Annotated in this window: 15 protein-coding genes; 10 read left to right on the forward strand and 5 right to left on the reverse strand. The window is 73.1% G+C overall.

Annotated elements, in window-relative coordinates; translation table 11 throughout:
* Nucleotides 1-246: 246 nt before the first annotated feature.
* Nucleotides 247-2,070 (forward strand): glycoside hydrolase family 15 protein, encoded by a 1,824-nt coding sequence (locus QF030_RS05090; protein ID WP_307161440.1) that lies wholly within the window; start codon nucleotides 247-249, stop codon nucleotides 2,068-2,070.
* A gap of 39 nt (nucleotides 2,071-2,109) precedes the next feature.
* Here the strand turns inward: QF030_RS05090 and QF030_RS05095 are convergent, their stop codons facing one another.
* Nucleotides 2,110-3,429 carry a DUF2254 domain-containing protein gene (locus tag QF030_RS05095; RefSeq protein WP_307161441.1) on the reverse strand — a complete coding sequence of 440 codons (1,320 nt, stop codon included), beginning with the start codon at nucleotides 3,427-3,429 and terminating at the stop codon, nucleotides 2,110-2,112.
* On the reverse strand, nucleotides 3,426-5,183 hold the full coding sequence (locus QF030_RS05100) for a cation:proton antiporter (RefSeq protein WP_307161442.1): 1,758 nt from the start codon (nucleotides 5,181-5,183) through the stop codon (nucleotides 3,426-3,428). Before QF030_RS05100 ends, QF030_RS05095 begins: the two co-directional genes overlap by 4 nt.
* A gap of 301 nt (nucleotides 5,184-5,484) precedes the next feature.
* Here QF030_RS05100 and QF030_RS05105 point away from each other — a divergent pair, with 301 nt between their 5' ends.
* Both QF030_RS05105 and QF030_RS05110 read left to right on the forward strand, forming a co-directional pair.
* Nucleotides 5,485-6,666, forward strand: coding sequence for a S1 family peptidase (locus tag QF030_RS05105; protein ID WP_307161443.1), 1,182 nt, complete (start codon nucleotides 5,485-5,487; stop codon nucleotides 6,664-6,666).
* A gap of 206 nt (nucleotides 6,667-6,872) precedes the next feature.
* On the forward strand, nucleotides 6,873-12,017 hold the full coding sequence (locus tag QF030_RS05110) for a hypothetical protein (RefSeq protein WP_307161444.1): 5,145 nt from the start codon (nucleotides 6,873-6,875) through the stop codon (nucleotides 12,015-12,017).
* A gap of 472 nt (nucleotides 12,018-12,489) precedes the next feature.
* Here the strand turns inward: QF030_RS05110 and QF030_RS05115 are convergent, their stop codons facing one another.
* Nucleotides 12,490-14,142, reverse strand: a complete 1,653-nt coding sequence (locus tag QF030_RS05115) for a sigma-70 family RNA polymerase sigma factor (RefSeq protein ID WP_307161445.1) — start codon at nucleotides 14,140-14,142, stop codon at nucleotides 12,490-12,492.
* Nucleotides 14,143-14,463: 321 nt separating this feature from the next.
* On the opposite strand from QF030_RS05115, the gene QF030_RS05120 reads away from it, so the two are divergent.
* The 4 genes from QF030_RS05120 to QF030_RS05135 all read left to right on the forward strand — a co-directional run bounded on the left by QF030_RS05120 (nucleotide 14,464) and on the right by QF030_RS05135 (nucleotide 17,036).
* Nucleotides 14,464-14,868 carry a hypothetical protein gene (locus QF030_RS05120; protein WP_307161446.1) on the forward strand — a complete coding sequence of 135 codons (405 nt, stop codon included), beginning with the start codon at nucleotides 14,464-14,466 and terminating at the stop codon, nucleotides 14,866-14,868.
* 170 nt (nucleotides 14,869-15,038) lie between these two features.
* Nucleotides 15,039-15,335 carry a type II toxin -antitoxin system TacA 1-like antitoxin gene (locus tag QF030_RS05125; protein ID WP_307161447.1) on the forward strand — a complete coding sequence of 99 codons (297 nt, stop codon included), beginning with the start codon at nucleotides 15,039-15,041 and terminating at the stop codon, nucleotides 15,333-15,335.
* Nucleotides 15,332-15,712 (forward strand): fic family toxin-antitoxin system, toxin component, encoded by a 381-nt coding sequence (locus QF030_RS05130; protein ID WP_307161448.1) that lies wholly within the window; start codon nucleotides 15,332-15,334, stop codon nucleotides 15,710-15,712. The genes QF030_RS05125 and QF030_RS05130 overlap by 4 nt, the downstream gene beginning before the upstream one ends.
* Nucleotides 15,713-15,845: 133 nt before the next feature.
* Nucleotides 15,846-17,036: an MFS transporter gene (locus QF030_RS05135; RefSeq protein ID WP_307161449.1), complete on the forward strand. Its 1,191-nt coding sequence runs from the start codon at nucleotides 15,846-15,848 to the stop codon at nucleotides 17,034-17,036.
* 367 nt (nucleotides 17,037-17,403) lie between these two features.
* Here QF030_RS05135 and QF030_RS05140 read toward each other — a convergent pair whose 3' ends face one another.
* On the reverse strand, nucleotides 17,404-19,026 hold the full coding sequence (locus tag QF030_RS05140) for an MFS transporter (RefSeq protein ID WP_307167470.1): 1,623 nt from the start codon (nucleotides 19,024-19,026) through the stop codon (nucleotides 17,404-17,406).
* A gap of 359 nt (nucleotides 19,027-19,385) precedes the next feature.
* Nucleotides 19,386-19,802, reverse strand: coding sequence for a hypothetical protein (locus tag QF030_RS05145; protein WP_307161450.1), 417 nt, complete (start codon nucleotides 19,800-19,802; stop codon nucleotides 19,386-19,388).
* A 168-nt stretch (nucleotides 19,803-19,970) separates the two neighbouring features.
* Between QF030_RS05145 and QF030_RS05150 the strand changes: the two genes are divergently transcribed.
* The 3 genes from QF030_RS05150 to QF030_RS05160 all read left to right on the forward strand — a co-directional run bounded on the left by QF030_RS05150 (nucleotide 19,971) and on the right by QF030_RS05160 (nucleotide 23,215).
* Nucleotides 19,971-20,909, forward strand: a complete 939-nt coding sequence (locus QF030_RS05150; protein WP_307161451.1) for a hypothetical protein — start codon at nucleotides 19,971-19,973, stop codon at nucleotides 20,907-20,909.
* Between the two features lie 234 nt (nucleotides 20,910-21,143).
* Nucleotides 21,144-22,622, forward strand: a complete 1,479-nt coding sequence (locus QF030_RS05155; protein ID WP_307161452.1) for a glutamate-cysteine ligase family protein — start codon at nucleotides 21,144-21,146, stop codon at nucleotides 22,620-22,622.
* Between the two features lie 95 nt (nucleotides 22,623-22,717).
* Entirely contained in the window at nucleotides 22,718-23,215 is a 498-nt protein-coding gene (locus QF030_RS05160; protein WP_307161453.1) for a peptidylprolyl isomerase, read from the forward strand.
* Nucleotides 23,216-23,259 lie beyond the last annotated feature (44 nt).

Raw genomic sequence — 23,259 nt, forward strand, 5'->3', positions numbered from 1 at the left:
CTTGGGGCGTCGGCGTCGTCTGCGCGTGCGGCTTGCCGCCGCACGGGAGCCGCGAGACGCAGCGGCACCACGCCGGGTCGCGACCGGTGACGACCCGGGTCGGGGTGGCGCGGCCGCCGGCGCCCCCGTGCGGCCGGCTCGTGGTGCCACGGGTGTCTGCCACGGCCGCCGGGCCCCACTCCGGAGGCGGCGCGACACGGGCTGCCGGATAGTGGAACGCGTCGGAATCCTGGGGATTGGACGCTCATGGACCGCTACCCTCCCATCGCCAACCACGGTCTGGTGGGCGACCTCCAGACCGCCGCCCTGGTGTCCTCCCAGGGCGTGGTGGACTGGTTCTGCTCACCGAGGTTCGACTCGCCCAGTGTCTTCGCCGCGCTGCTGGACCACGACCGCGGCGGACACTTCCTGCTGACGCCCGAGCATGCCGACGTGACGTGCAAGCAGCTCTACTATCCGGACACCGGCGTGCTGGTCACGAGGTTCATGTCGCTGGAGGGCGTCGGCGAGGTCATCGACTGGATGCCGGCGAACACCAGGCGTGTCCCCACCGACCGGCACAGTCTGACGCGGGTGATCCGCGTGGTGCGCGGCACGCTGCGGTTCGTCCTGGAGTGCAGGCCGCGCTTCGACTACGGCCGGGCGGACCACGAGCTCGATCTGCGGCCCCAGGAGGCTGTCTTCCGGGCCCCCGGGATCGCCGGTCACCTGCAGGCCAGTTTCCCGCTCACGCGGGACGGGCAGGACGTGCGGGGTGCGGTCACCCTCACGAGCGGCGAGTCGGCTGCCGCCGTCTTCACCACGTGCGACGCCGACGGTGAGGCGCCGCCGCCGCTCTCGGTGGAGGGTGTGACCGAGGGGCTGTGGCGCGAGGTGGACTTCTGGCAGAAGTGGCTCTACACCTCCCACTACCGCGGGCGCTGGGGCGAGATGGTGAACCGCTCCGCCATCACGATCAAACTCCTCACCTACCACCCGACCGGTGCCCCGGTCGCCGCCGCCACCATGGGTCTGCCGGAACAGGTCGGCGGTGAGCGCAACTGGGACTACCGGTACTCGTGGGTGAGGGACGGTTCGCTCTCGGTGCGGGCGCTGCTCGACCTCGGGTTCACCGAGGAGGCGTCGGCGTTCACCAAGTGGCTGGGCGACCGGATGCACGACCGGGCGGAGCTGCCCGGCGAACGCCTCCAGATCATGTACCGGGTCGACGGGGACCCGCACCTGACGGAGGAGATCCTCGACCACTGGGAGGGCTACCGGGGATCGAGACCGGTCCGGGCCGGCAACGCGGCCGCCGACCAGCTTCAGCTCGACATCTACGGCGAGGCCCTCTACGCGATGGCCGAGGGCATGGACATCGGCGTGGAGCTGGGCTACCACGGCTGGAAGGGGCTCGCCCGGACCCTGGACTGGCTGTCCGACAACTGGGACCGTCCGGACGAGGGCGTCTGGGAGACCCGCGGGGGCCGCAACGACTTCACGTTCAGCCGGGTGATGTGCTGGGTCGCCTTCGACCGGGGCATGCGCATGGCCGCCGAGATGAGCCGCCCCGCCGACATCCCGCGCTGGCGCCACGCCCGCGACACCATCCTCGAACAGGTGATGGAGAAGGGCTGGAGCCAGGCGGAGCAGGCGCTGGTGCAGCACTACGGCGGGGACGTCCTCGACGCCTCCCTCCTGCTGATCCCCCGCGTGGGTTTTCTGGCCGCGAAGAGCCCTGGCTGGCTCTCCACCCTGGACGCGATGGAACGCAAACTGGTCTCGGACAGCCTCGTGTACCGGTACGACCCGGCCGCGTCCCCGGACGGCCTGCGCGGCTCGGAGGGCACCTTCAGCCTCTGCACCTACCTCTACGTCGACTCCCTGGCCCGGGCCGGGCGGGTCCGGCCGGCGCGCTACACCTTCGAGAAGATGCATACCTACGCCAACCATGTCGGCCTGTTCGCCGAGGAGATCGGCCCGAGTGGCGAGCAACTCGGGAACTTCCCGCAGGCGTTCACCCACCTGTCCCTCATCATGGCGGCATCGACCCTGGACGAGGCCATCGACCGCCAGCGCAAGCTCGGCTGAGGGGGAGCAGGCCGGGGTCGCGCCCGCGGTGGCCGGGTCCTACAGGCCGGGTTCGCCGGGCCGTGGAGCGCCCGGGGCCGCCTCCCGGGTGAGCCGTCCCCCGATGCCCTGGGAGTCGGCCGTCCGTGCCTCGGCGCGGCGGAGGTCGTCTGCGAACTCCCTCTCGACGGCGTCGTCCAGGAGCCGTAGTTGGGCATGGACCGCGGGCGCGCACTCGTCCGGCAGGCCGGCGAGGAGACCTTCCAGCAGGGCCCGGAGCCGCCGGCAGACCTGGACGGAGGTCGCGCCGTACTCCCGGATCTCGGTGACGGCGAGTTCCAGGTAGTTCTCCCAGGGCCGGCCGGCCAGCACCAGGCGCGGCCGGCCGCGGTCGTCGGCGAGTTCGTAGTGGCCGCGGGTCCCGACGTGTCCGACCGCGTGCAGGAACGCCTCGATGTGGTTCAGCACCTGGACGGCGGTGGTGGGGTCGTTGACCGCGGGTGACAGGGCGCGGATGGCGATGTCGACGAGGATGCGCAGCGCGAAGGCCGGGTCCTGCTCGATCGTCCGCTCCGCCCCCAGGGCGAGCAGGTCGGTCACCCGGCGCGGGTCGGGCGGCGAAGCGGCGCCGCGGACCTCGACGACGGTGCCGCCGGGCGGCACGAAGTCGCCGACGGAGGCGGCCAGCACGAAAACGCAGTCGTGCCCGGCGGCGAGCGAGACCAGACGGGGGGCGTTCAGCGCCTGGATGACACCGCCGCGTTCCGTCCGGATACGGGTCACCGAGCCGGTCGCCGCCGGTGGCGTCCCGCCGGGCGCCGCGGCGCTCCGTACCTGTGCCGACACGCGAGCGACGACCCTTTCGCCCGAGCGTCCCACGAGGTCCGCGATCGCCACCGGCCGCAGGTTGTGGGTGAAACGGTTGAGGTAGATCAGCAGGAGCAGCAGGCTTACGGAGACGGCGACGCCGGCCATGGTCACGCCGAGGTTGGGCACGGAGTCCGTCTCGATGCTCCGCAGCAGCGTGTACGCGAACGCGAAGGTGCCGGTGAACGTGCCCAGCACGGCTTTCTGCAACCGGTCGCGGTACCAGAGCCGCATGTACCGCGGCGACAGGGTGCCGGTGGCCTGCTGGATGACGAGGACGCCGATGGTGACGACGAACCCGAGCAGCGCGATCATCGATCCGACGACGGAGCTGAGGACGCTGGTCGCGGTCGACGCGGAGTAGTCCCAGGTCGTCGGCAGCCAGGACGCGCCGTCCACGGAGGCTGCCGCCTCGGCCAGGGCGACGCCGAGCACGAGCCCGAGCAGCGGGACGATCCACAGGCTGGCCTTGACGTACTGCCGTAGCCGGAAGCGGGCGGCCCAGGACGTCATGCGGAACCCATCAGCACGGCGGTGTCGCCCGGCAGCGGCGTGACCGTCTCGGTCCCGGTGACCGGGGCCAGCCGGCCGTCGGCGCGGACGACGAACAGGATGTCGCTGTCGGGCGGGACCGGACGGGATCCCGGCTGTACGCGGAAGCGGTCGCCCCGCTCGTAGCGGGCCGCGAGGCGCTGCCGGACGAGTGCGCGGCCGAAGAGAACGTCGCCGCCCGTGTAGGGGGCGACCACTCCGTGGCTGTCCCGCGGCGGTCCCACCCGGTAGACGGGCCCCTGCACGTTGTCCTTGATGACGACGGAGGCCAGGGCGTTGAAGTCGTCGTCGTCGGTGAGCAGGAACACGGCCGTCACGCCCTCCAGACGCGCTCGGGGATTGGTCGCGGTCGCCAGCATCTCGCCCTGGGCCAGTTCGATCCCGGCGGCGGTGATCCGCTCGCGTTCCTCGTCGAGTCCGGCCCACATCAGCACGTCGAGTCCGGCGCTCTTCAGCGCCTGTCCCAGGCCGATCACCCACGGGGCCCCGCCGACGAGGAGGGGGCGCGTCCGCGCCGACCGGACGACGCCGAGCTTGCGGGCCACGGGCGCGGCGGTCAGGGCGTAGAGCAGGACCGTCCCCACGATCACGAGGAAGGTGATCGGCAGGATCTTGGACGCCCCGGGCAGTCCCTTCTCCACCAGGCTGGCGGCGAAGGCCGACGCGGTCGAGGCGGCGACGATGCCACGCGGTGCCATCCACCCGATGAAGCCCCATTCGCCGACGGTGAGATCCGAACCCCTGGACGCCGCCCATGCCACGAGCGGCCGGATCAGGAGGACGAGTACGGCGATCAGGATCAGGGAGGGCACCAGCACGGGCACCACGGACGCGGGGGTGACGGCGGAGGAGATCGAGACGAACAGCAGGCCGATGATCATTTGGACGAGTGTCTCGAGGAACGGCCTGCGGGCCGGCATGTCCATCCCGGGCAGGTTGGTGATGGCCAGTCCGGTGACGATGGCGGCGATGAGGCCGGTGTCGTCGCGGACGATGTCGCAGAGCGCGGAGACGAGGATCACCGTCGCCAGCTGGGCGAGGGTGCCGAGCGTCTCACCGAGCCGCAGTTTGTGCAGGGCCAGCCACAGGGTGACGGTGGCCACCGCACCGCCCGCGAGGCCCACGCCCATGCTGAGGAGGAACTGCCCGATCTGGTAGCCCCGGCCGATGTCGACCTGATGGCTGGTCGCGACGGCGTGGAAGACGATGGCTCCGAGAATGCCGCCGATCGGGTCGGTCAGCGTCCCTTCCCAGATCAGGATGCGCCGCAACCTGTCCGTAGGCCTGACGTATTCGAGCAGGGGGCCGACGACGGTGGGGCCGGACACCACGAGGATCACACCGATCATCGCCGCCACCCGTAGCGGGATGCCGAACAGGGCGGGCCCGATACCCGCGACGGCGAAGAAGGTGACCAGGATGCCGACGACCAGCAGCCGCACGACGACTCCGCGGGTACGGCCGGTGAGGTTGCGCAGGTTCAGGCCGAGGCCGGCGTCGTAGAGGATCACCGCGACGGACAACGAGACCAGCGCGGGGAAGTCGGGGCCGACGAGCCGTTCCGGATGGATGATGTCGGTCAGGGCGCCCGCCGCGAAGCCGACCGGCAGAAGGATGATCAGCGCGGGGACACGCAGCTTGTTCGCCAGGATCTGCGATCCCGTGGCGAGGGCGACGGTCAGGGCGATACCCAGGAGGATGTCCTCGCCGGTCATAGCGGTTGTCCTCCTCTTGACACTCAGGCCGGTGGGATTCAATCGCGTCACCCCGGCGCACGCCCCACCCATCGCAGCCGGACACGGCTCCCACCACCCCAACGGCCCTGCACAGGGCACGGGTAGGGCCGTCGGTGCCCGCGGGGACCGCTCATCGGCCGGGGGCGGTCCGAAAACGGGGGCCGCATTGGCCTAGACCTGACAACCAGACCCGGCTAGGCTCTGCCGCGCCACATCTGAGAGCGCTCTCACCCAACGGCTGTTCCACCCCCACCTCCTGGAACGACGAAGGGCAACTCCCATGAGACGCAGAAGGTTCAAGCACGTCTGTCTGGCCGCGCTCCTGACGCTGGCCGGGCTCGGTGGCGCGGGCACGGTTCCCGCGGTGGCGAGCGGGGGCGGCGCCCCGGCCGGCTCCTCCCCGTCGGCCGCCGACGCCGCGCCCGCCTCCACCGCACTGCTCGACGCCATGCGGCGGGAGTTCGGGCTCACCGAGGAGCAGGCGGTGGCCCGGCTCGACGCCGAACGGGACGCCACCGCGCTCGAACCGAGGGCGCGCCGCACCGCGGGGACCGCGTACGCCGGGTCCTGGTTCGACGCCGTCGGCGGCCGCCTGACGGTGGCCGTCACCTCGCGGAGTTCGCAGGCCACGCGTGCGGCGCTGCGCGCCGAGGGAGCCGGTGTCCGGGTCGTCGAGCACAGCGCACGGGTGCTGGACGCGGCGAAGTCACGCATCGACCGGCTCCCCGCCCCCTCGGCGGTGGGTGGTTGGCACGTCGACCCGGCCGCGAACACCGTGGTGGTCACCGTCGTCCGCGACAAGACCTCCGACAACGATGTCCAGCGGTTCCTGGCGCAGGCCCGTGCCGCCGGACCCGTGACCGTCGAGACGGTCGCTGCGGCCCCGCGCACCTTCGCGGCGGGCACGGTCGGCGGCGACCCCTACTACACGGGCAACGTCCGCTGCTCGATCGGCTTCTCGGTCCACGGCGGGTTCGTCACCGCCGGTCACTGCGGCCAGGCCGGTGCGGGTGTCCGGGGCTGGGACGGCTCGTACATCGGCAACTTCCAGGGCTCCTCGTTCCCCGACAACGACTACGCCTGGGTCAACGTGGGCAGCGGCTGGTGGACGGTGCCGGTCGTGCTCGGCTGGGGCACGGTCTCCGACCAGCTGGTGCGCGGCTCGGCCGAGGCGCCGGTGGGCGCCTCCGTCTGCCGCTCCGGGTCGACCACACACTGGCACTGCGGCACGGTCCTGGCGAAGAACGAGACCGTCAACTACAGCCAGGGGGCGGTGCACCAGATGACGAAGACGAGCGTCTGCGCCGAAGGAGGCGACTCCGGCGGCTCGTTCATCAGCGGTGACCAGGCCCAGGGCGTCACCTCCGGCGGCTGGGGCAACTGCAGCGGCGGCGGCGAGACGTGGTTCCAGCCGGTGAACGAGATCCTCAACCGCTACGGGCTCACCCTCCACACCTCCTGACCGCGAGGGACGGCCCGAGGGGTTCCGTGCGTCCGGCGTACGCCCGGCGTACGGAACCCCTCGGGCCGCGCGGGCACCGTAGGGACACCCCGCCGGGGGCGGTGGACCCCCGCCTGGCGAGGGGTCCGACGACCTTTCGGCGTACGGCAGTTGAACACTTCGCGTGCAGCCTGTCCTGCGGTCGGAGCCTCCATACGCTGACGCGCGTGCGACATCAGCGGCAGGCGGGCGACGACCGTCAAGGCAGTGCGCCCGAGCGGTTCCCGCGGGCGACCCGGGTGGCCGGTCGGGGCAGTGGCCCGAACCCCCTGCTGGGACTTCAGCAGACCGCGGGCAACGCGGCGACCGTCGCCGCGCTCCACGCGGCCGGCCCGTCCACCACGCGCCGCAGGCCTCCTCAGATTCCGCCCGCGATCGAGGAGGTGGGGGACGACGCGCTCGAACTCCCGTCCTATCTCCGGGACATGGAGGCGGCGGGACTGTCCACGGCCTGTGGCCTCACCGGCCACGAGTTCGTCACCACCACGCTGGCCGATGTCGTCGGACGGCGCGACGGGGTCGTCGCCGAGATCGCCGCGGAGCTCGCCGGGCGGCCCGAGTCCTTCTACGGGCGCGGCCGGGCCTTCGCCGTCACCGGGGTGCGGGGTACGGACCGTTACGACGTCACGGTGAGCGTCTCGCCCGCCGACGACGACCGTCCCGGCGTCTTCTCCGCCGCGGGCCCCGACGGCGAGAACGCGGCCACCAAGGTCGACGTGCAGCACCACACGGCGGCCACCGTGGCGCAGAGTACGAGCGGATCCGCGTCGAAGGGCGTGGCGTTCACCGGGTTCGGGCTGGCCCCGGTCGCACCCGGCGTCTGGGCCGGCGGGGCCGCCACCCTCAATGCCCAGCCCTTCCAGTCGTCGCGCGACTCCCGCACCCAGCGGAACACGGCGGAGCCGCGGGTGCTGCGCAGTGACAAGGGCTCGGTCGAGGTACCGCGCCGGGTCCGCTACAACGTGCGGATCATGAAGGACGGCGAGCGCTCGCCCCGTAGCGCCGACGGTGCGGGCTCCCTCACCATGCGGGTGCCGGCCGAGCACCTGGTGCCCACGACCGCCGGGCCGGTGCCCCGTCCGCGTCCGGTGGCCCCCGGGACCGCCCGGGCGGTGTCCCTGGCCGATTCCATGGCCCCGCTCGCCGTCTCGGACCGGGCCGCTCCGCACCAGGGCGGCGGCGGGCTCTTCGACGCCGTCGCCTCCGCGCTGCACCCGTCCCTGACCTGGCCCGGCGCTCCCGGCCGGGCCCGGTTGTACGAGGCGACCGCCACCGCGACCGTGCTGGAGGACCTGCCCCGGCTGCTGCGGGACGGAATCGTCGGCGAGGACCTGACCAGCAGGGACGGCAGCACCACCGGCACCTACCGAATGCGGGCCGCCATCACCGAACTGGCCCCCGGATGGAGTACCGGCACGACGCAGTTGCGTACCCATCAGCAGTCCCAGCACGCGGTGACGGACACCGCGGGCAAGGGCCGGGGCGGTGCCTTCGGCGTCGGTCCGGCGGCGGGGTTCGGTGTCCTCGGCAACGCTGCCGCCGTCCGCGGCACCGTCATGCCCGTCGCCGGGGCGCGCAAGGCACGCTTCAGCGTGGCCGAGCAGACCGTGTCCAGCCGGCAGGGCGCGGAGGTCCGCGGCGAGAAGGTGCTCTACCTGGGCACCGTGCTGTTCACCGTCGAGGGCACGGGCCCCAGCTCGCCCCTGACCAGGGCGCGGGGCGGCGGCCGCACCGCGCACCACACGATGCGGGTCTGGGTCTCGCTGCGGGCCGACGAGGCCCGGGAGCTGGGGCTGCCGCTGCCCGAGGGAGTGACGGCCGGCCCGTTCGTCAAGCGTCCGGAACGTGCCGGGCCGGACGCCGGGGGGAAGGGCAAGGGAAGGGCCACCGCGACCGGGCCCGACCTGGCGGAGGGTGACGAACGGACGGCCGAGGACGCCGCCGCCGAGCGCGATGTGCGGCACCTGCCGTTCGGCGCGATGGGCTCCAGCGTGGCGATCAGCCGGCTGGACACCGCGCCGATGATGCGGGCCGTGACCCGGCTGTTCGCCACCGACGCCCGGCTCGCCGGGTATCTTCCCGCCTTCGGCGAGGAGGAGCAGCCGCGTGATCTCGGCCCGGAGGAGGCCGAGGTCCAGCGCCGCAACTACCGCGAGCTGGTGACCGTACTGTCGGAGACCAACCTGCGGGTGAACAAGGACCAGTTGCTGTCCACCGGCGTCCGGGTGCGGTTGCGCCGCAAGTCCCGCTTCCACACGCACGACGTGCAGCTGAAGGTCACCGGCTCGCTGCGGGAGACGGGTCACCTCGGCGAGACCAAGGACTGGCTCGTCCGCAGTCACGCGGGCGTCTCGAGCAACCTCCAGAGCGGACGGGCCAGTTCGCGCTCGGTCGGCGGGATGGCGCTCGGCCAGTTCCGGCTGGTCCCCGGCGCCCTGACCCTGTCGGCGCGTGCCGAGAAGGGCCGTACGACGACCCGGCGCGGTCTGGCCGGGCCGACCCTGCGCACCGACGTTCTCACCAACGGGGCGGAGGACGCGAGCGTGTTCGGCGGGGCGCTGAGCCTGAACGTCGACGTCACCATGACGTCCCGGCAGCGCAAGGCGGCCCGCGCGCTCACCCCCGGCGCGCCGGGCCGGGACGCGCCCGCCGCCGAGCGGGTCGGGACGCTGCCCCTCGACGCTCAGGACGTCCGTCTGCTCACCCCGACCGCGTTCACCCTGGACGACGACGCCAAGCGGCACCTGGACGAGTCGACCGCCGCGCGCAGGGCGGGCCACCGTGACACCCGGACGGAGTTCGCGGCGGCGGGCATCGGTGACCTGGCCGCTCTGGCGTCGCGGCAGCTGGGCGGCAGGCGGGGAGTGCGGGACTGGACGCTCGTGGAGACCGTGGGTGACGCACAGCCGGTGCGCGACCTGGCCTTCGAGCTGCTGGCGCGCGCCGCCGCCCGCAACAGGGAGGCGCGCGAGGACCGGGCGCTGGAGACGGAGGGCCTCGCGCCGCGCATCGCGATCGAGGACCGGTTCAGCCCGCAGGCGGTGACGGCGGCGCTGCGGCAGGCGGTCTCGGCCGGCTGGGTGGTGCAGAACCTGCGGCACGCGCGGCGGCTGGCCGGGCTGACCGGCGCGGTGGGCACACGGTTCGCGCTGACCGGTGGGCGGGTCGTCCATCAGGGCACGGGGGCGGGCACCGAGACCTTCGTGCTGGGTGGGCACCAGGTCACCGGGCAGGAGGGCACGAGCAACAGCGTCTCGGTGCAGGGCGGGCTGACGGGCGCGGAGAACGGCGCCGAGTGGCGTCTCGCCGAGGGCGTGGCGGCCGGCCGGACCCTGGGCAGCGGCGACACGACGGCGTCCACGCTCCTGGGCACCGTCGAACGCAACGCGCACACCTCCCGCAAGAGCCCCCTCCATCTGGTGCAGTGCGATCTGGTGGTGCGCATGGTCGCCGAGGTCGCGGTGACGGGTGGCGGCCCCTATGTGGCCCGCGGCGGCCGTACGGTGCCGGCGGCGGTCGCGGTGTGGCTGACCGAGGCTCAGCTGCGGGCGGCGGGGCTGAAGGTACCGGGCGAGCGGGGGCGCAAGGACGCGGCCTCCGGTTCGGGCACGACGCAGACGGGGACGTCCGGGAAGTCCGCCACCCCCGGCACGTCCTCGCGGCCCGCCGGGACGACCCGGGCCGGCAAGGCGCCCGAGACGCCGGCGGCCACGTCGGCCTCGGGCGGTGCGGCCAGGAGCGCGCCGCTGCTGCCTCCCGCCCCGGTTCCCGCGCTGGCCGAGTCGCTGCCGCTCGGCTTCGGCATGATCGAGGACCTGCCCGACTTCGTGCCGCTGCTGGAGGGGATCCGGGGCCGCCTCGGCGCCTCCCTCGCGGACGACCTGCTGCCGCGTACCCGTCTGACGGACCGTAACGACAACGTGCAGCGGCTGCTGCGGGTGCTCGACCGGGACGGTTCGGCGGGCCTGTTGTCGAGCGCGATGGACGGCGGGGTGGGCGTCGAGCTGCTGGACGGCCGCAAGCGGCCCTACCGGGCGCTGTTCCGTATCCGCAGGACCGGGCCGGGCAGCTATGTCGAGACCGCGTCGGACGGCCGGGACATGGAGTACATCACCTCCGCCGCCGCGCAACGGGCCACCGCCCACGACGAGAGCGACAGCCGGGGCGTCGAGGCGGTCGTGGCCGGTTCGGGCAAACCCGACGGGGGCGCGGGCCAGTTGAAGAGTGTCGGCGCCGCCGCGGGCCTCGGGCTCGGCACGAGCGACTCACGCCGCTCCGTGGGCGTCGGACGTGCCCAGTTGGGTGTGAAGACCGTCGCCGAGGCGGCCTCCGCCCCGTCGGCCCGGATGAACGTGCCGATCGAGGCGACCTTGGAGGTGTTCTCCGGCAACCGCCGGGTCGCCCTCGCCCCGTTGAAGGGCCTCAGCCTGACCCACCGGGTACTGGCCGCGGATCTGCGGGCACTGTCACACCTGGCCCCGGTGCCGCTGCCGCAGGTCGGTGTGCACGCGGTGGCCGCCGAGGACGCGGAGGCCGACCGGCTGGGTCCCTGGCGTGACTCGGGGGTCCGGCTGCCGATGGAGGCCCAGGTCAACGGCTTCCGCGGGACGCCCAGGGTGCAGCAGGCGGTCGACGACGCGGTCCGGCGGGCGGGCGGCGGAGAGCGGTTCCGCACCGGCGGCGAGGCGGCCTACCACCTGCTGCGCGAGGCCGTCTCCACCGAGTGGCTGATCGCGGCGCTGCCGCTGCTGACCGCCGCGGGCGTGGACCTGCCACCGGTGCACGCGACCGGCGCGACTGGCCAGGACCTGCGCGCCTCGCTGCACGCCCGGCTGCGCGCCGGCCGGGTGCTGGGCGTGGGCGACAAGATGACCTTCGAGACGGTCGCGCAGAGCGGGCTCGACGCGCCGCGCCCGGCGGGCACCGACGGCCAGCGGGCCGACGAGCACGGCCGGTCGGCGCGCGGTCTGCTCGGCGCGGGGGTGCTGAACGCGGACGAGTTCCGGATGAACCAGCTGCTCGGCACCGTGGACGGCTCCGGCAGCGCCACCGCGACCGCCGCCAACGCCGCCGGGTCGATACCGCTGCACAAGCCCAAGGCGGAGTCGGTGCTGGTGCAGTTCACGCTGGACGTGCGCGCGGTGGCCCAGGTGAACGACCGGGTGCGTTCGGGTCGCCGCGGGACTGCCGTGCAGGAGGTCACCCTGCCGGATCCGGTGGTCGTCCGGATGCCCGCGCCCGCGGTGCGCCGCATGCTGGCCGACGCGGCGAACGCCGGGCGTCTGCGGGACCCGGGTGGCCACCTGACCTGATCCGCCTGTCGCGCCGACACCGCCCCGCCGGACGGTTCGTCCCGCCGGGAAGCTGCCCCCGCCGGGGAGGAGCCCCTCGCCGCGGAGATGCCCTCCCGCCGGGGGAAGATGCCGGAGCGGAGAGGACGCCGCGGTGCAGCGCCGTCACGCCGAGGCGGAGGGTGCGCCGCCGGTGTGACGGCCGTTCCGCCGAGGCTCAGGGTGCGCCGCCGGTGTGGCACCGTCCCACCGAGCGCGCAGAAGACACCGCGGTGCAGCGCCGTCCGCCGAGGCGGAGAGTCGCCGCCGGCATGGCGCCGTCCCGCCGGCCGTGGGGCCGCCGTCCGGGTGGAGAGGCGTCGGCCGCCCTCGCGGGCGTGGCCCGGTACACCGGCCCACGCCTCCCCGCACCGGCCGCGCTCCCCCGGCGGGACTTCGGCGCCGCGTCGGCCAGGTCTCGCGACGGCCGCCGCGCGCGTCAGAGCCGCCCGCGTCAGAGCTTGGCGCCGAAGTTCTGTGTCCACCACGGGCCGCCGGAGCCGTCGTGGATTCCCACGCCGATGTTCTTGAAGGAACAGTTCAGGATGTTGGCCCGGTGGCCTTCGCTGTTCATCCAGGACGTCATCACCGATGAGGCCGTCTGCTGCCCCTTGGCTATGTTCTCGCCGTACGTCGACCAGCGGTACCCGGCGGCCGTGATGCGCTTCCCGGGATCGGCGCCGTCGGGGTTGGTGTGGTCGAAGAAGTCACGGGCGGCCATGTCGTCCGAGTGGCCCTGTGCGGCGTCGCGCAGCAGGCCGTCCTCCGTGAGGGGGCCACAGCCGGCCGTCGCCCGCTCCTTGTTGACCAGGGCGATCACCTGAGTCGCCAGATCGGACGAACCCGCCCGCAGGGTCGCCGTCTCGGCTGCGGTCCGCTTCGGCACGGGCGACTTCGCCGGGACGACGGCGGACGCGGTCCTGCTGGTGCGGGGAGTCGGCGAGGCGCTCGCGCTCGGCGACTTCGACGCCGACGCCGTCGGGGAGGGGGACGGGGACGCCGACGGCGAACTGCTGCCGGCGCCGTCCGTCGTGGGACGGTCGGAGGCGACTGCGTCCTTCACGGGCTGTACGGCGGTGCTCTCCCCCGTCCCGCCGTCCGGCTGCGTGCCGAAGTAGTAGAGGCCGCCGCCTGCCACACAGGCGGCCACGACCGCGCCGCCCACCGCCCGTCGGCGGGTGCGGCGCCTGCGACGGGCGTCGGTGCGGGAGGTGGCACGGTCCTTCGCGCCGCGGTGGTTCACCGACGGGAGGGAGCCGCCCAGCTCCTCGTCCCCGGCAAGCGGGGACGCCGAGCCGACCAGGGCGACGGTGTCGGCGGCGGAGTGCCACCTCGCCAGGAGCGCGGACGACGCCGCGACCAGCGCCAGGCCTGCCAGCAGGCCCTCGGCGGGCATCAGCCCGCTCCACAGGCCCGAGCAGTGCGCGCAGCCGCGTGCGTGCCGCGCGGTGCGTTTGCGCCACAACGCCGAGGGCCGGCCGTCCCAGCCCGCGAGCGCGCCGCGCAGTTCCGGGCACTGCGGCCGGGAGTCGAGCGCCCGCACGACGACCCGGGCCGCCTCCAGCTGTGCCTTCATCCGCTGTACGCGGACCGCTGTGTGTTCCGGCGTCAGGTCCAGGGCCGCGGCGATCTCGGCCCGGGTCAGTTCGCCGGCGCACTCCAGCCACCACAGGGACAGCAGCCCGCGGTCCTCGGGTTCCAGCCAGCGGGTCGCCCGCGCGGTCTCCTGCCGCTGGCCGGACAACTGGAGCTGCACGATGGTCAGATCGACGAAGTCGGCCCCCGGATCGGCGACGTCGTCGGCCTCCTCCATGGCACCGTGGACGGGCTGCTGCCGGTTCCAGTGCGCCCGCACCTGGTTCATCGCGATGGCCACCAGCCAGGAGCGGAAACTCGCGGGATCGCGCAGCGAGTCCAGCGAGTCGAGGGCGCGCAGCATGGTGTCCTGCACGACGTCGTCGACGTCCACCGATCCGTTCAACGCCCGGCCCACGATGTTGTAGACGAGCGGAAGGTACGCGCCGACGAGCGCGTCCTGGGCCGCCTGGTCGCCCGCTCGGGCGGCGGTGACGAGCGCCACCGCCTCCACCGTGTGCCGTGTACTCATGGAGACTTCCCTGTCCTCGAGCCGAACGATGTTGTCCGTCATATGGGGGATCTCTGCGCAAGCAACGGATAACAGTTCTTCGGAAATTCGTGCGAGGTGAGGTTCACCGCTCAGGGGCCGTGAGTGCAAGGGGACCCGTCACATCGGGCGCGGGGCGTCCGGCCGGGGTGGCGCGCTCCCGAGGGCGGAGGGGCCGTCGTCGCCTTCGTCGCCTTCGTACAAGGGGTGTCGGCCTGACGACCTCGACGACTACGGTGGCCCGACCGGGCGGCCGTGTCCCACGCGACCGGCAACCGATGTCCGTGCGCGCAAGGAACTTCCATGACTCGAATGCCCGTTACCGCCAGATATGCCCGCGTCCTGCTCGTCGGCCTGGGTCTGTCGGGCGTCGCAGCTTCGGCGCGACTGACCGCGGCCGCCGCCGCCTTCGAGTCCGGCGCGCTGGGCATGCTGGTCGTCGGGATGCTGCTGCTCGCGGCGGCGGCGTGCGCGGCGCTCGCCGTGACGTCACTGGTCCTCTCCGCGAGGTTCGCCAACGGCGGTGGCGCGGTGCGCAGGGGGGCGGTCGCCGTCGGCTGGGTGATCACCCTGGGCGGTCCGGTCGCGGCCCTCGCCCATCATTTCGCCTGGGGCGCCGGGGCCGCCCTGGGCGTCCTGCTCGTGGCGCTCTCCAACAAGGCGGCGACCAGGGAGTGGTTCGGGCGAGCGCGTCCCCTGCCCGCCTGACGCAACCTCACGTCCGCTGTTCTCCCGTCCGCTCCCCCGGCCGGTCTCCCCTGTCTGCCGAATCGAGCGTCGCCGCGCCCATGCTCATGCCCATGCCCACCGAGAAGTCGCCGACGCGGGCCTTCACAGAGGCCGAACCGTCGACTGGTATCACTGGTACCGTGGGTGCCATGTCGGAGCCCAAAGCGATGAATCTGCGTTTCCCCGACCCCGAGCAGCGCGCCGCCATCGCCGCTGCCGCGAAGCAGGAGGGGGTCAGCCTCCAGGAGTACATCCTCTCGGCCGCCTACGCCCGCGCGACCGCGGTCGAAGGGCGCTTCCTGGAGGGCTTCAGGGAGTCGATGGCCCGCAGTGGCGCGGCCTTCGCGGCCGAACCCGGCGACGCGGACCCCAGCGCCGAGCAGCGGGCCGCCGAGCGGGAAGCGCTGCGGGACCTCGAGGACCAGGAGCGGGGACACGCCGCGTGACGCAGCCGGAACCCCCGCTCGACGTCACATTTCTGCTGCATGCCGCCGAACTGCTCGACGGCGACCCTCAGGTCGACGACTACGGGCCGCTGTACGCCGCGGTCGCGCGGGTGAACGCCCGTGCCCTGGACCACGACGTCTACGGCTCCTCGTACCTCAAGGCCGGTGCCCTGCTCCAGACCCTGGCGAAGCTGCCGTGCCTGGAGCACTCCAACGAGGCCTTCGCCTGGCACGCCACCGAGGCCTTTCTCGCCCTCGGCTCCCGCGGGCTCCACTACCCGCCCAAGGCCGCTGTCGCCCTGGTGCGCGAGGCCGCCGCCGGGACGCTCGGCGTCGCCGGGATCGCCCGCCGGCTGCGGGAGTGGACCGTCTCCTGACCGTAGTCGGATCCCGGGGCGTTCCGCCGCTCCGGGACCGGGCCCCGGGGGAAACGGGGAGCCGGCGACGACGCGTGGGATGTCGGGCACGTCGGGCGCCGGCGGCGCGCCGCACGGGGTTACTGTCGCCGCCATGGACCGTGATCACCGAGGGTGGCTCCCCTGTCTGCTCGGCGGAGCCGTCTTCGCCGTGTGCATGGCCGGCACCACGCTGCCGACCCCCCTCTATGGCCTCTACCGGCAGAAGTTCGGCTTCTCGGAGCTGACGGTCACCGTCGTGTACGCGGTCTACGCCTTCGGGGTCATCGGTGTGCTGCTGCTGGCGGGCAACGCCTCGGACACCGTGGGCAGACGTCCGGTACTGATGGCCGGCCTGGGATGCGCGGCGGCGAGCGCCGTGTGTTTCCTGGCCGCCACCGGACTGGGCTGGCTGTACGCGGGGCGGTTGCTGTCGGGTCTGTCCGCCGGGCTGTTCACCGGGGCCGCCACGGCGTACGTGATGGACCTGGCGCCGCCCGGCGGCGGCTCCCGGGCCACGTTCGTCGCGACGGCCGCCAACATGGGCGGGCTCGGCTGCGGTCCGCTGCTCGCCGGGGTGCTCGCGCAGTACGCCGACTGGCCGCTGTACCTGCCGTTCGCCGTGCATCTCGTCCTGGTGGCCTGTTCCGCAGCCGTCGTGGCGTGGCTGCCGGAGACCGTACGGCAGAGAAGACCGCTGAGCACCGTACGGCCCCGGCGGCCCGCCCTGCCCCCTCAGGTGCGGACGGTGTTCGGGCCGGCGGCGATCGCCTCGTTCGTGGGGTTCGCGCTGTTCGGCGTGTTCACGTCGGTCAGCCCGGCGTTCCTGGCCGAGTCCCTCGATGTGAGCAACCACGCCGTGAGCGGGCTCGTCGTGGCGCTGGCCTTCTTCGCCTCGACCGCCGGACAGTCGGTCGTCGGCCGGGTCGGGGTCGGGCGGTCGCTGCCGCTGGGCTGCGCCGCGCTCCTGGCCGGGCTGGCGCTGCTCGCGGGCGCCCTGTGGTGGGAGCTACTTCCGTTGGTGGTGCTGAGCGCGGTCGTCGGCGGGGTCGGGCAGGGACTGGCATTCCGCGGGGCGCTGGCCGCGGTGGCCGAGGCGTCTCCCGGGGACCGGCGCGCGGCGGTGATCTCGACGCTCTTCGTGGTGGCCTACGCGGGCATCTCGGTACCGGTGATCGGCGTGGGCGTACTGGTGGGTCCGCTCGGCCTGGAGGGTGCCGGGCTGGTGTTCATCGGGTGCATGGCCCTCCTCGTCTCGACGGCGGGGGTCTATCTGATCCGGCGGCCGGTACGGGTGGGGACATGAGCGTCTGAGCCTGCTGAGGCGGCGCGGTGCGCACCGGCTCGCGGCGCGGGTGTCCGGGGCGAGCCGGTGCGCACACACGCTTGGCCGCACCCGTACGGGTTGGGGTCGGTCCGGGGGCGAAGCGACCGGGGGCCGGACGGCGTTGTGCAGAACCCGTCCTTCATCACCGGAAAGGCCCCTCGATGCGACGTACCGCCCTCCTCGCCGTCTGTGCCCTGCTCAGCGCCGCGGCCACGGGATTCTTCACCACCAGCGCCGTTCGCAGCCGCTGAGACCCGGAAGCCGGGGAAGCCGTCCGGCTTTCCCGGCTTCCTGCCGTCCTCCTCCGTCTCACGGCTCGTCCGTCACACGGCGCTCGTCGCCGTCGTCACGAAGACCGGTCAGGGGCGTGCGAGCGGTCGTCGGACGGCTCGTCCGCCCGTTCCACGCCGCTGGTTCCGCCGGGATGCCGCAGCGCACACAGGTAGCCGACGCCCAGGGCGATCGCCATCCCGTAGAACACCCACTGGTTGGCCTCGGCGAAATCCATCCGGATCTGCGGCATCGACTCCCGTACCGTCCGCGCGACCGCCGAGCCGCCGCTGAGCTGCTGGTCGTCGGCACTGCCGGTGATCGCCTCGGCGACGTTCCTCGCCGCGCTCTCCGCGGTCCCGGACGGCATTCCACCCGAGCGAAGCGTGTCGTCGACATTCTCGGTCGTGCGGTGGGTCAGCAGGGTGCCGAAGAGTGCCAGGCCGACGCTCGCGGCGTAGTTGCGGATCGTCTGGGTGATGCCGGTGACCTCACCGTAAGAGGCGTCGATCGCCCGGTTCACGGCGTCGGTGGAGGCAGGGGGGAGGATGAAGCCGATACCGGCGCCCGCGAGGGCCGCGTAGGGCCACTGGTCGTGCATCGACAGGTCGGTCAGCTTTCCGGCCCAGAGCGCGAAGCCCACCGCTCCGACCACGCAGCCGATCTTCATGGTGGGCCGCGCGCCGCGCTTGTCCAGGATCCGCCCACCCCACTGCGAGGCGAGTGCGAAGCCCGCGAAGACGTACAGCAGGTACAGGGCCGCCTGGTTGGGTGAGGCGCTCAGGGACACCTGCGCGTAGACGGAGGCGAAGAAGAACAGCGGGACGAACGCGAGCATGGAGAAGAACAGCACGAGTCCGTCGGCCACGAAGGCGCGGTCCCGGAAGACCGCGAGCCGGACCAGCGGGTGGGCCGTGCGCAGTTCGTAGCGGCAGAACAGCCACAGCACGGCCAGACCGCCCACGATGCAGACCCAGGTGAGCACGCTGTCCCAGCCCCACGCCGACGCCTGCTGGAAACCGAGCACGCTCCCGCCCATGCCGACCGCGATCAGCACGGCGCCCCGCACGTCCAGGGGCTCGTCACGGCGACGATCGGACACATGGGCGAGCGCGGTCAGGATCAACGCGACGACGGCCACGGGCACGTTGACCCAGAAGATCGCCCGCCAGGTCCAGCCGGTGAGCCAGCCGCCGAGGAGCGGTCCGATGGCCGTCAGGGCGCCGGTGACACCGAAGAACAGGGCCAGCGCGCGGCCGCGCCGCTCCACCGGGAAGACGGCCACCACCACCGCCAGCGCCGCGGGGAAGAGCAGGGCCGCGCCGAGCCCCTGGGTCGCCCGGAAGACGATGAGCCACGTCAGCGCGAAGTCGCCGGCGGGTACGCAACCGCACAGGACCGACGAGACCACGAACACCAGGGTGCCCGCCACGACGACGCGCCGCGGGCCGAGCAGGTCCGCCAGACGTCCGCCGAGGGCGAAGAACGCGGCCAACGCCAGCAGATAGGCGTTGACGACCCACTGCATGCCCGAGGCCGACAGGCCGAGTTCTCTGACGATGTCCGGCGTGGCGATCGACACGATGGTCTGGTCGATGAACGTCATCGACACCGCGAACATCATGGCCGCGAGCGCCACCGACTGCGAAGGCCCGCGAGGGCCTTCGCGCGCACCCCCCGCCCCCTGCTTGGTGTACATGCCAGTCACGCGTTCAGTCTGAACCCGCCCGGTTGACGACGCATCCGGTGCGACACCAGGGAAGGAACGGCCCCGCGGCCGGGCCGGGAAAGGCACGTCTTCCCCTGTGGGAGGCGCCCGCCATGGGCTCATGACCGACGGCCGGCCGCGGTGGGTGCCGCGGACGGGGCGATCGACCGCGGCGCTGCGCAGAGCCGGTCGGCCGGCGGCTACGACGACCGCGGCCGCCTGATCCGAACCCCTGCCGGCGGTCGGTCGCGAGGGGCCGGGAGGAGCCGACGGTCGCCGTGAGCGGCTGGTGGACTCTCGTGCCGCTCCGGGAGTGCTCGCCGTTGGGCGTACTCCGCAGTGGCGCTGCGCTACTCCGGCTGGGTCACCGTCAGCGACCACCGGATGTCGTCCGCCGAAGCGTCCACTCCGATGGTGAAGGAGCCCGCGCGCACCACCCCGGCGGCCATGGCCACCGAGCCCGTCCCGGCGCCTCCCGCCGGACAGTCCACCGGGAACGCGGCGACCTCCGCCCCCTGCGACCGCATCGTCACCCGTACGTCGCCACCGCCCTCGCAGGCCACCGTGAGGACGGTCGGCAGGCCCTCCCAGGCTCCCCCCGACGCGACGCCGCCGTCGCCCGTCCACTCCGGCACCCAGACCAGACCGTCCGGACCGGGGTGCGGCAGCAAGGGGTCCCCGGCCGCGGCGGCGGGCGCCGTACCGGCACCGGTCAGCGCACCGGCGGCCAGCGCCGTCATGACCAGGGCTTTTCCTGCTCGGTTCATGTTCGCTCCTCCATGAGGTGTCATGAACCCCACACTCTGCCGGGGTGATCGTCCCCGGACCTGAGTACGGGTACTCAGGGACGATCACCTTGGCCGGAACGCGGCCCTGTCCCGGCTCCCCCGGCCGTCGGGATGCGCGGCGGCCCGGCCGGGTGGACTCTGATGATCATGGCGCGAAAGGGTGTACGACCGGCTCGCCCCGCCGCGGGTGACGAGGTGGAGCGGATGCTCGACGAGCTCTACGTGACACCGCCGTCCGACTTCGTCTCCCGACGTGAGCGGCTGGCCGCCGAAGCCAAGCGGGACGGGCGCGCGGAGGACGCCCGTCGGATCCATGCGGCCCGGCGCCCCACGCTCGCGGCCTGGGCGGCGAACCTGCTGCTGCGCGCTCAGCCGCGGGAGGGCGAGCGGTTCCTGGAGCTGGGACGGGCCCTGCGCGAGGCCTACCGGGCCCTGGACGCCGACGGGATCAAGGAGCTGTCCGAGCAGCGCCGTGACATCGTCTCCGCGCTGTCCCGGCAGGCCGCCGAGCTGGCTCGTGAGGCCGGGCACCGGCTGTCGGACGCCGCTCAGCAGGAGGTCGGCTCCACCCTGCGCGCCGTGCTGGCGGACGAGGACGCGGCGAGACGGTGGGCCACCGGACGTCTGGAGAGCGCCCTCACGCCGCCGGTCGACTTCCCGTCCGGCGACGCGGCCGCGGCCGTCCCCCCGCGCGGGCCGGCCCGAGCGGCAGCCGTGCCGCAGGAGGCGCGGTCCCGGACGAAGGACGAACTCGCCGAGCGGCGCCGCCGACGGCAGCAGCAGCTCGGCCGGGCCCGGCGCTCGGCCGAGGCAGCCGATCGCCGGCTCCGTGACCTGAGCGCCGGACGGGCCGACGCCGAGGCGTCGCTCAGGCGGGCCCGGGACCGGCACGACCGGGCCGCCGAGGACGAGTCCGCGGCGCAGGAGCGGCTGCGCGAGGCGCGCGAGGAGCTGCGGAGCGCGGAGCAGGAGCGCGCGGAGGCCGAGGAGCGGCTGCGGACCGCCGCCGAGGCGGTGGACGGGGCCGAGCGGGCAGCCCGGGACGCCTCGCAGGAGGTGGCCCGGCTGACCGGACCGGTCGAGTAGGGCTCCCGTCAGGGAGGCGGGCGATGGCCGCCGGACGACGGGACGAGCGGCCTTCGGGACGGCCGGCCGGCCCACCGGTCGGGGCCTCGGGAGGGGCGGCGCGCGCCGCGGTCGGCGCGCGGCCCGCGGCGCCGCACGACGCCGGTGCCGACGGCGTCCCGCCTGGTGAGGGGCGCCCGGTGATGGGACGCTGGAGAACGAGGGCGTCCGACACAGGACAGGCCGGGAGGGCCGATGGGACGTGATGTCCCGGCGCTGGTCTTCACCCGCGAGGACCGCCGCCGGTACCGGATCAAGATGCAGGAGTGTCTCGATGTGTTCGCGCAGATGCTGCGCGAGTCACGGTTCGAGTCCGAGCGGCCCCGGGTGGGTCTCGAGATCGAGCTGAACCTGGTCGACGACGAGGCCGAGCCGGCGATGCGCAACAGCGACGTGCTCGACGCGATCGCGGATCCCGCCTGGGCCACCGAGCTCGGCCGCTTCAACCTGGAGATCAACGTCCCGCCGCGCCGTCTGACGCAGGGCGGTCCCGACGCCTGGGAGGGCGAGATCCGGGCCGCGCTCAATCACGCCGAGCGGGGTGCCAGGTCGGTCGGCACGCACCTGATCATGATCGGCATTCTCCCCACGCTGCGGCAGGAGGACGTCGGCGAGTCGGCACTGTCGGAGAACGCCCGCTACCGGTTGCTCAACGACCAGGTGTTCGCCGCGCGGGGCGAGGACCTGCACATCGAGATGAACGGTGTCGACCGGCTGCGGACCTACGCGGACACGATCACTCCGGAGGCCGCGTGCACCAGTACGCAGTTCCATCTCCAGGTCTCCCCCGACGAGTTCGCCGCCTACTGGAACGCGGCGCAGGCGGTGGCCGGCGTCCAGGTGGCGCTGGCGGCCAACTCGCCGTTCCTGTTCGGGAAGGAGTTGTGGCACGAGACCCGGATCCCGCTGTTCGAACAGGCCACCGACACCCGCCCGCAGGAGATCAAGGTGCAGGGCGTACGGCCCCGGGTGTGGTTCGGGGAACGGTGGATCAACAGCGTCTTCGACCTCTTCGAGGAGAATCTGCGCTACTTCCCCGCGCTGCTGCCGTTGTGCGACGAGCAGGATCCGCGCGAGACGCTGGCCGGAGGAGATGTTCCGGAACTGGGCGAGCTGACGCTGCACAACGGCACGATCTACCGCTGGAACCGTCCGGTCTACGCCGTCGCCAACGACCAGCCGCACGTGCGGGTGGAGAACCGCTGTCTGCCGGCCGGCCCGACGGTCGCCGACACCCTCGCCAACGGCGCCTTCTACTACGGCCTCACCCGCGCCCTGGTGGAGGACGAGCGGCCGGTGTGGTCACGGATGTCGTTCCGGGCAGCCGAGGACAATCTGCACACGGCGGCACGGGACGGCATCGACGCCCGGCTGTACTGGCCCGGCATGGGCGAGGCGCCGGTCGCCGAGCTCGTGCTGCGGCGCCTGCTGCCGCTCGCCCACCGGGGGCTGGAGCTGTCCGGGATGGACGCGGCCTGGCGGGAGCCGCTGCTCGGGATCATCGAGCAGCGGTGCGTCACCGGCCACAACGGAGCCGTCTGGCAGAAGGAGATGTTCCATCGCATCACCGCCTCCGGCCAGGCCGGACGCCACGAGGCGCTGCGCCGGATGACGCAGCTCTACATCGACTACATGCACCTCAACGCACCCGCCCACACCTGGCCGGTCGACTGAGCGGCGCCCCCGCCGGCCGCCCCGACAGGAGACTGTGAGGGCCGACACCACCCCCTCGATTCGGCAGCGCTCGCGAGACCGGGCAGGATAGAACCATGACGTTCAAGATCTACTTCGACATCACCATCAACGACGAGCCCGCCGGGCGGATCAACTTCAACCTGTTCGACGACGTCGTCCCCAAGACGGCCGAGAACTTCCGCGCGCTGGCCACCGGCGAGAAGGGCTTCGGTTTCGCCGGCTCTTCCTTCCACCGGGTCATCCCCGACTTCATGCTCCAGGGCGGCGACTTCACCCGCGGCAACGGCACGGGCGGCAAGAGCATCTACGGCGAGAAGTTCGCCGACGAGAACTTCACCCTCAAGCACGACCGGCCGGGCCTGCTCTCGATGGCCAACGCCGGCCCCAACAGCAACGGCTCGCAGTTCTTCATCACCACGGTCGTCACCAGCTGGCTCGACGGCAAGCACGTGGTGTTCGGCGAGGTCGCCGACGAGGCCAGCATGGCCCTCGTCAAGAAGATCGAGTCCTACGGCTCGCGCAGCGGTTCCACCTCGGCGAAGATCACCATCGCGGAGTCCGGCCAGCTCTGACCGGCCTGAACGCCTGCCGGCCGGGGGCATCCCCGGCCGGCGGC

The sequence above is a fragment of the Streptomyces rishiriensis genome, from assembly GCF_030815485.1.
Taxonomy (GTDB): Bacteria; Actinomycetota; Actinomycetes; order Streptomycetales; family Streptomycetaceae; genus Streptomyces; species Streptomyces rishiriensis_A.

Excerpts from the sequence above, each read along its gene's own strand:
- QF030_RS05090 (WP_307161440.1), top strand. The coding sequence starts at position 247 with ATGGACCGCTACCCTCCCATCGCCAACCACGGTCTGGTGGGCGACCTC.
- QF030_RS05095 (WP_307161441.1), bottom strand. The coding sequence starts at position 3,429 with ATGACGTCCTGGGCCGCCCGCTTCCGGCTACGGCAGTACGTCAAGGCC.
- QF030_RS05100 (WP_307161442.1), bottom strand. The coding sequence starts at position 5,183 with ATGACCGGCGAGGACATCCTCCTGGGTATCGCCCTGACCGTCGCCCTC.
- QF030_RS05105 (WP_307161443.1), top strand. The coding sequence starts at position 5,485 with ATGAGACGCAGAAGGTTCAAGCACGTCTGTCTGGCCGCGCTCCTGACG.
- QF030_RS05115 (WP_307161445.1), bottom strand. The coding sequence starts at position 14,142 with ATGAGTACACGGCACACGGTGGAGGCGGTGGCGCTCGTCACCGCCGCC.
- QF030_RS05120 (WP_307161446.1), top strand. The coding sequence starts at position 14,464 with ATGACTCGAATGCCCGTTACCGCCAGATATGCCCGCGTCCTGCTCGTC.
- QF030_RS05125 (WP_307161447.1), top strand. The coding sequence starts at position 15,039 with ATGTCGGAGCCCAAAGCGATGAATCTGCGTTTCCCCGACCCCGAGCAG.
- QF030_RS05135 (WP_307161449.1), top strand. The coding sequence starts at position 15,846 with ATGGACCGTGATCACCGAGGGTGGCTCCCCTGTCTGCTCGGCGGAGCC.
- QF030_RS05140 (WP_307167470.1), bottom strand. The coding sequence starts at position 19,026 with ATGTACACCAAGCAGGGGGCGGGGGGTGCGCGCGAAGGCCCTCGCGGG.
- QF030_RS05145 (WP_307161450.1), bottom strand. The coding sequence starts at position 19,802 with ATGAACCGAGCAGGAAAAGCCCTGGTCATGACGGCGCTGGCCGCCGGT.
- QF030_RS05150 (WP_307161451.1), top strand. The coding sequence starts at position 19,971 with ATGGCGCGAAAGGGTGTACGACCGGCTCGCCCCGCCGCGGGTGACGAG.
- QF030_RS05155 (WP_307161452.1), top strand. The coding sequence starts at position 21,144 with ATGGGACGTGATGTCCCGGCGCTGGTCTTCACCCGCGAGGACCGCCGC.
- QF030_RS05160 (WP_307161453.1), top strand. The coding sequence starts at position 22,718 with ATGACGTTCAAGATCTACTTCGACATCACCATCAACGACGAGCCCGCC.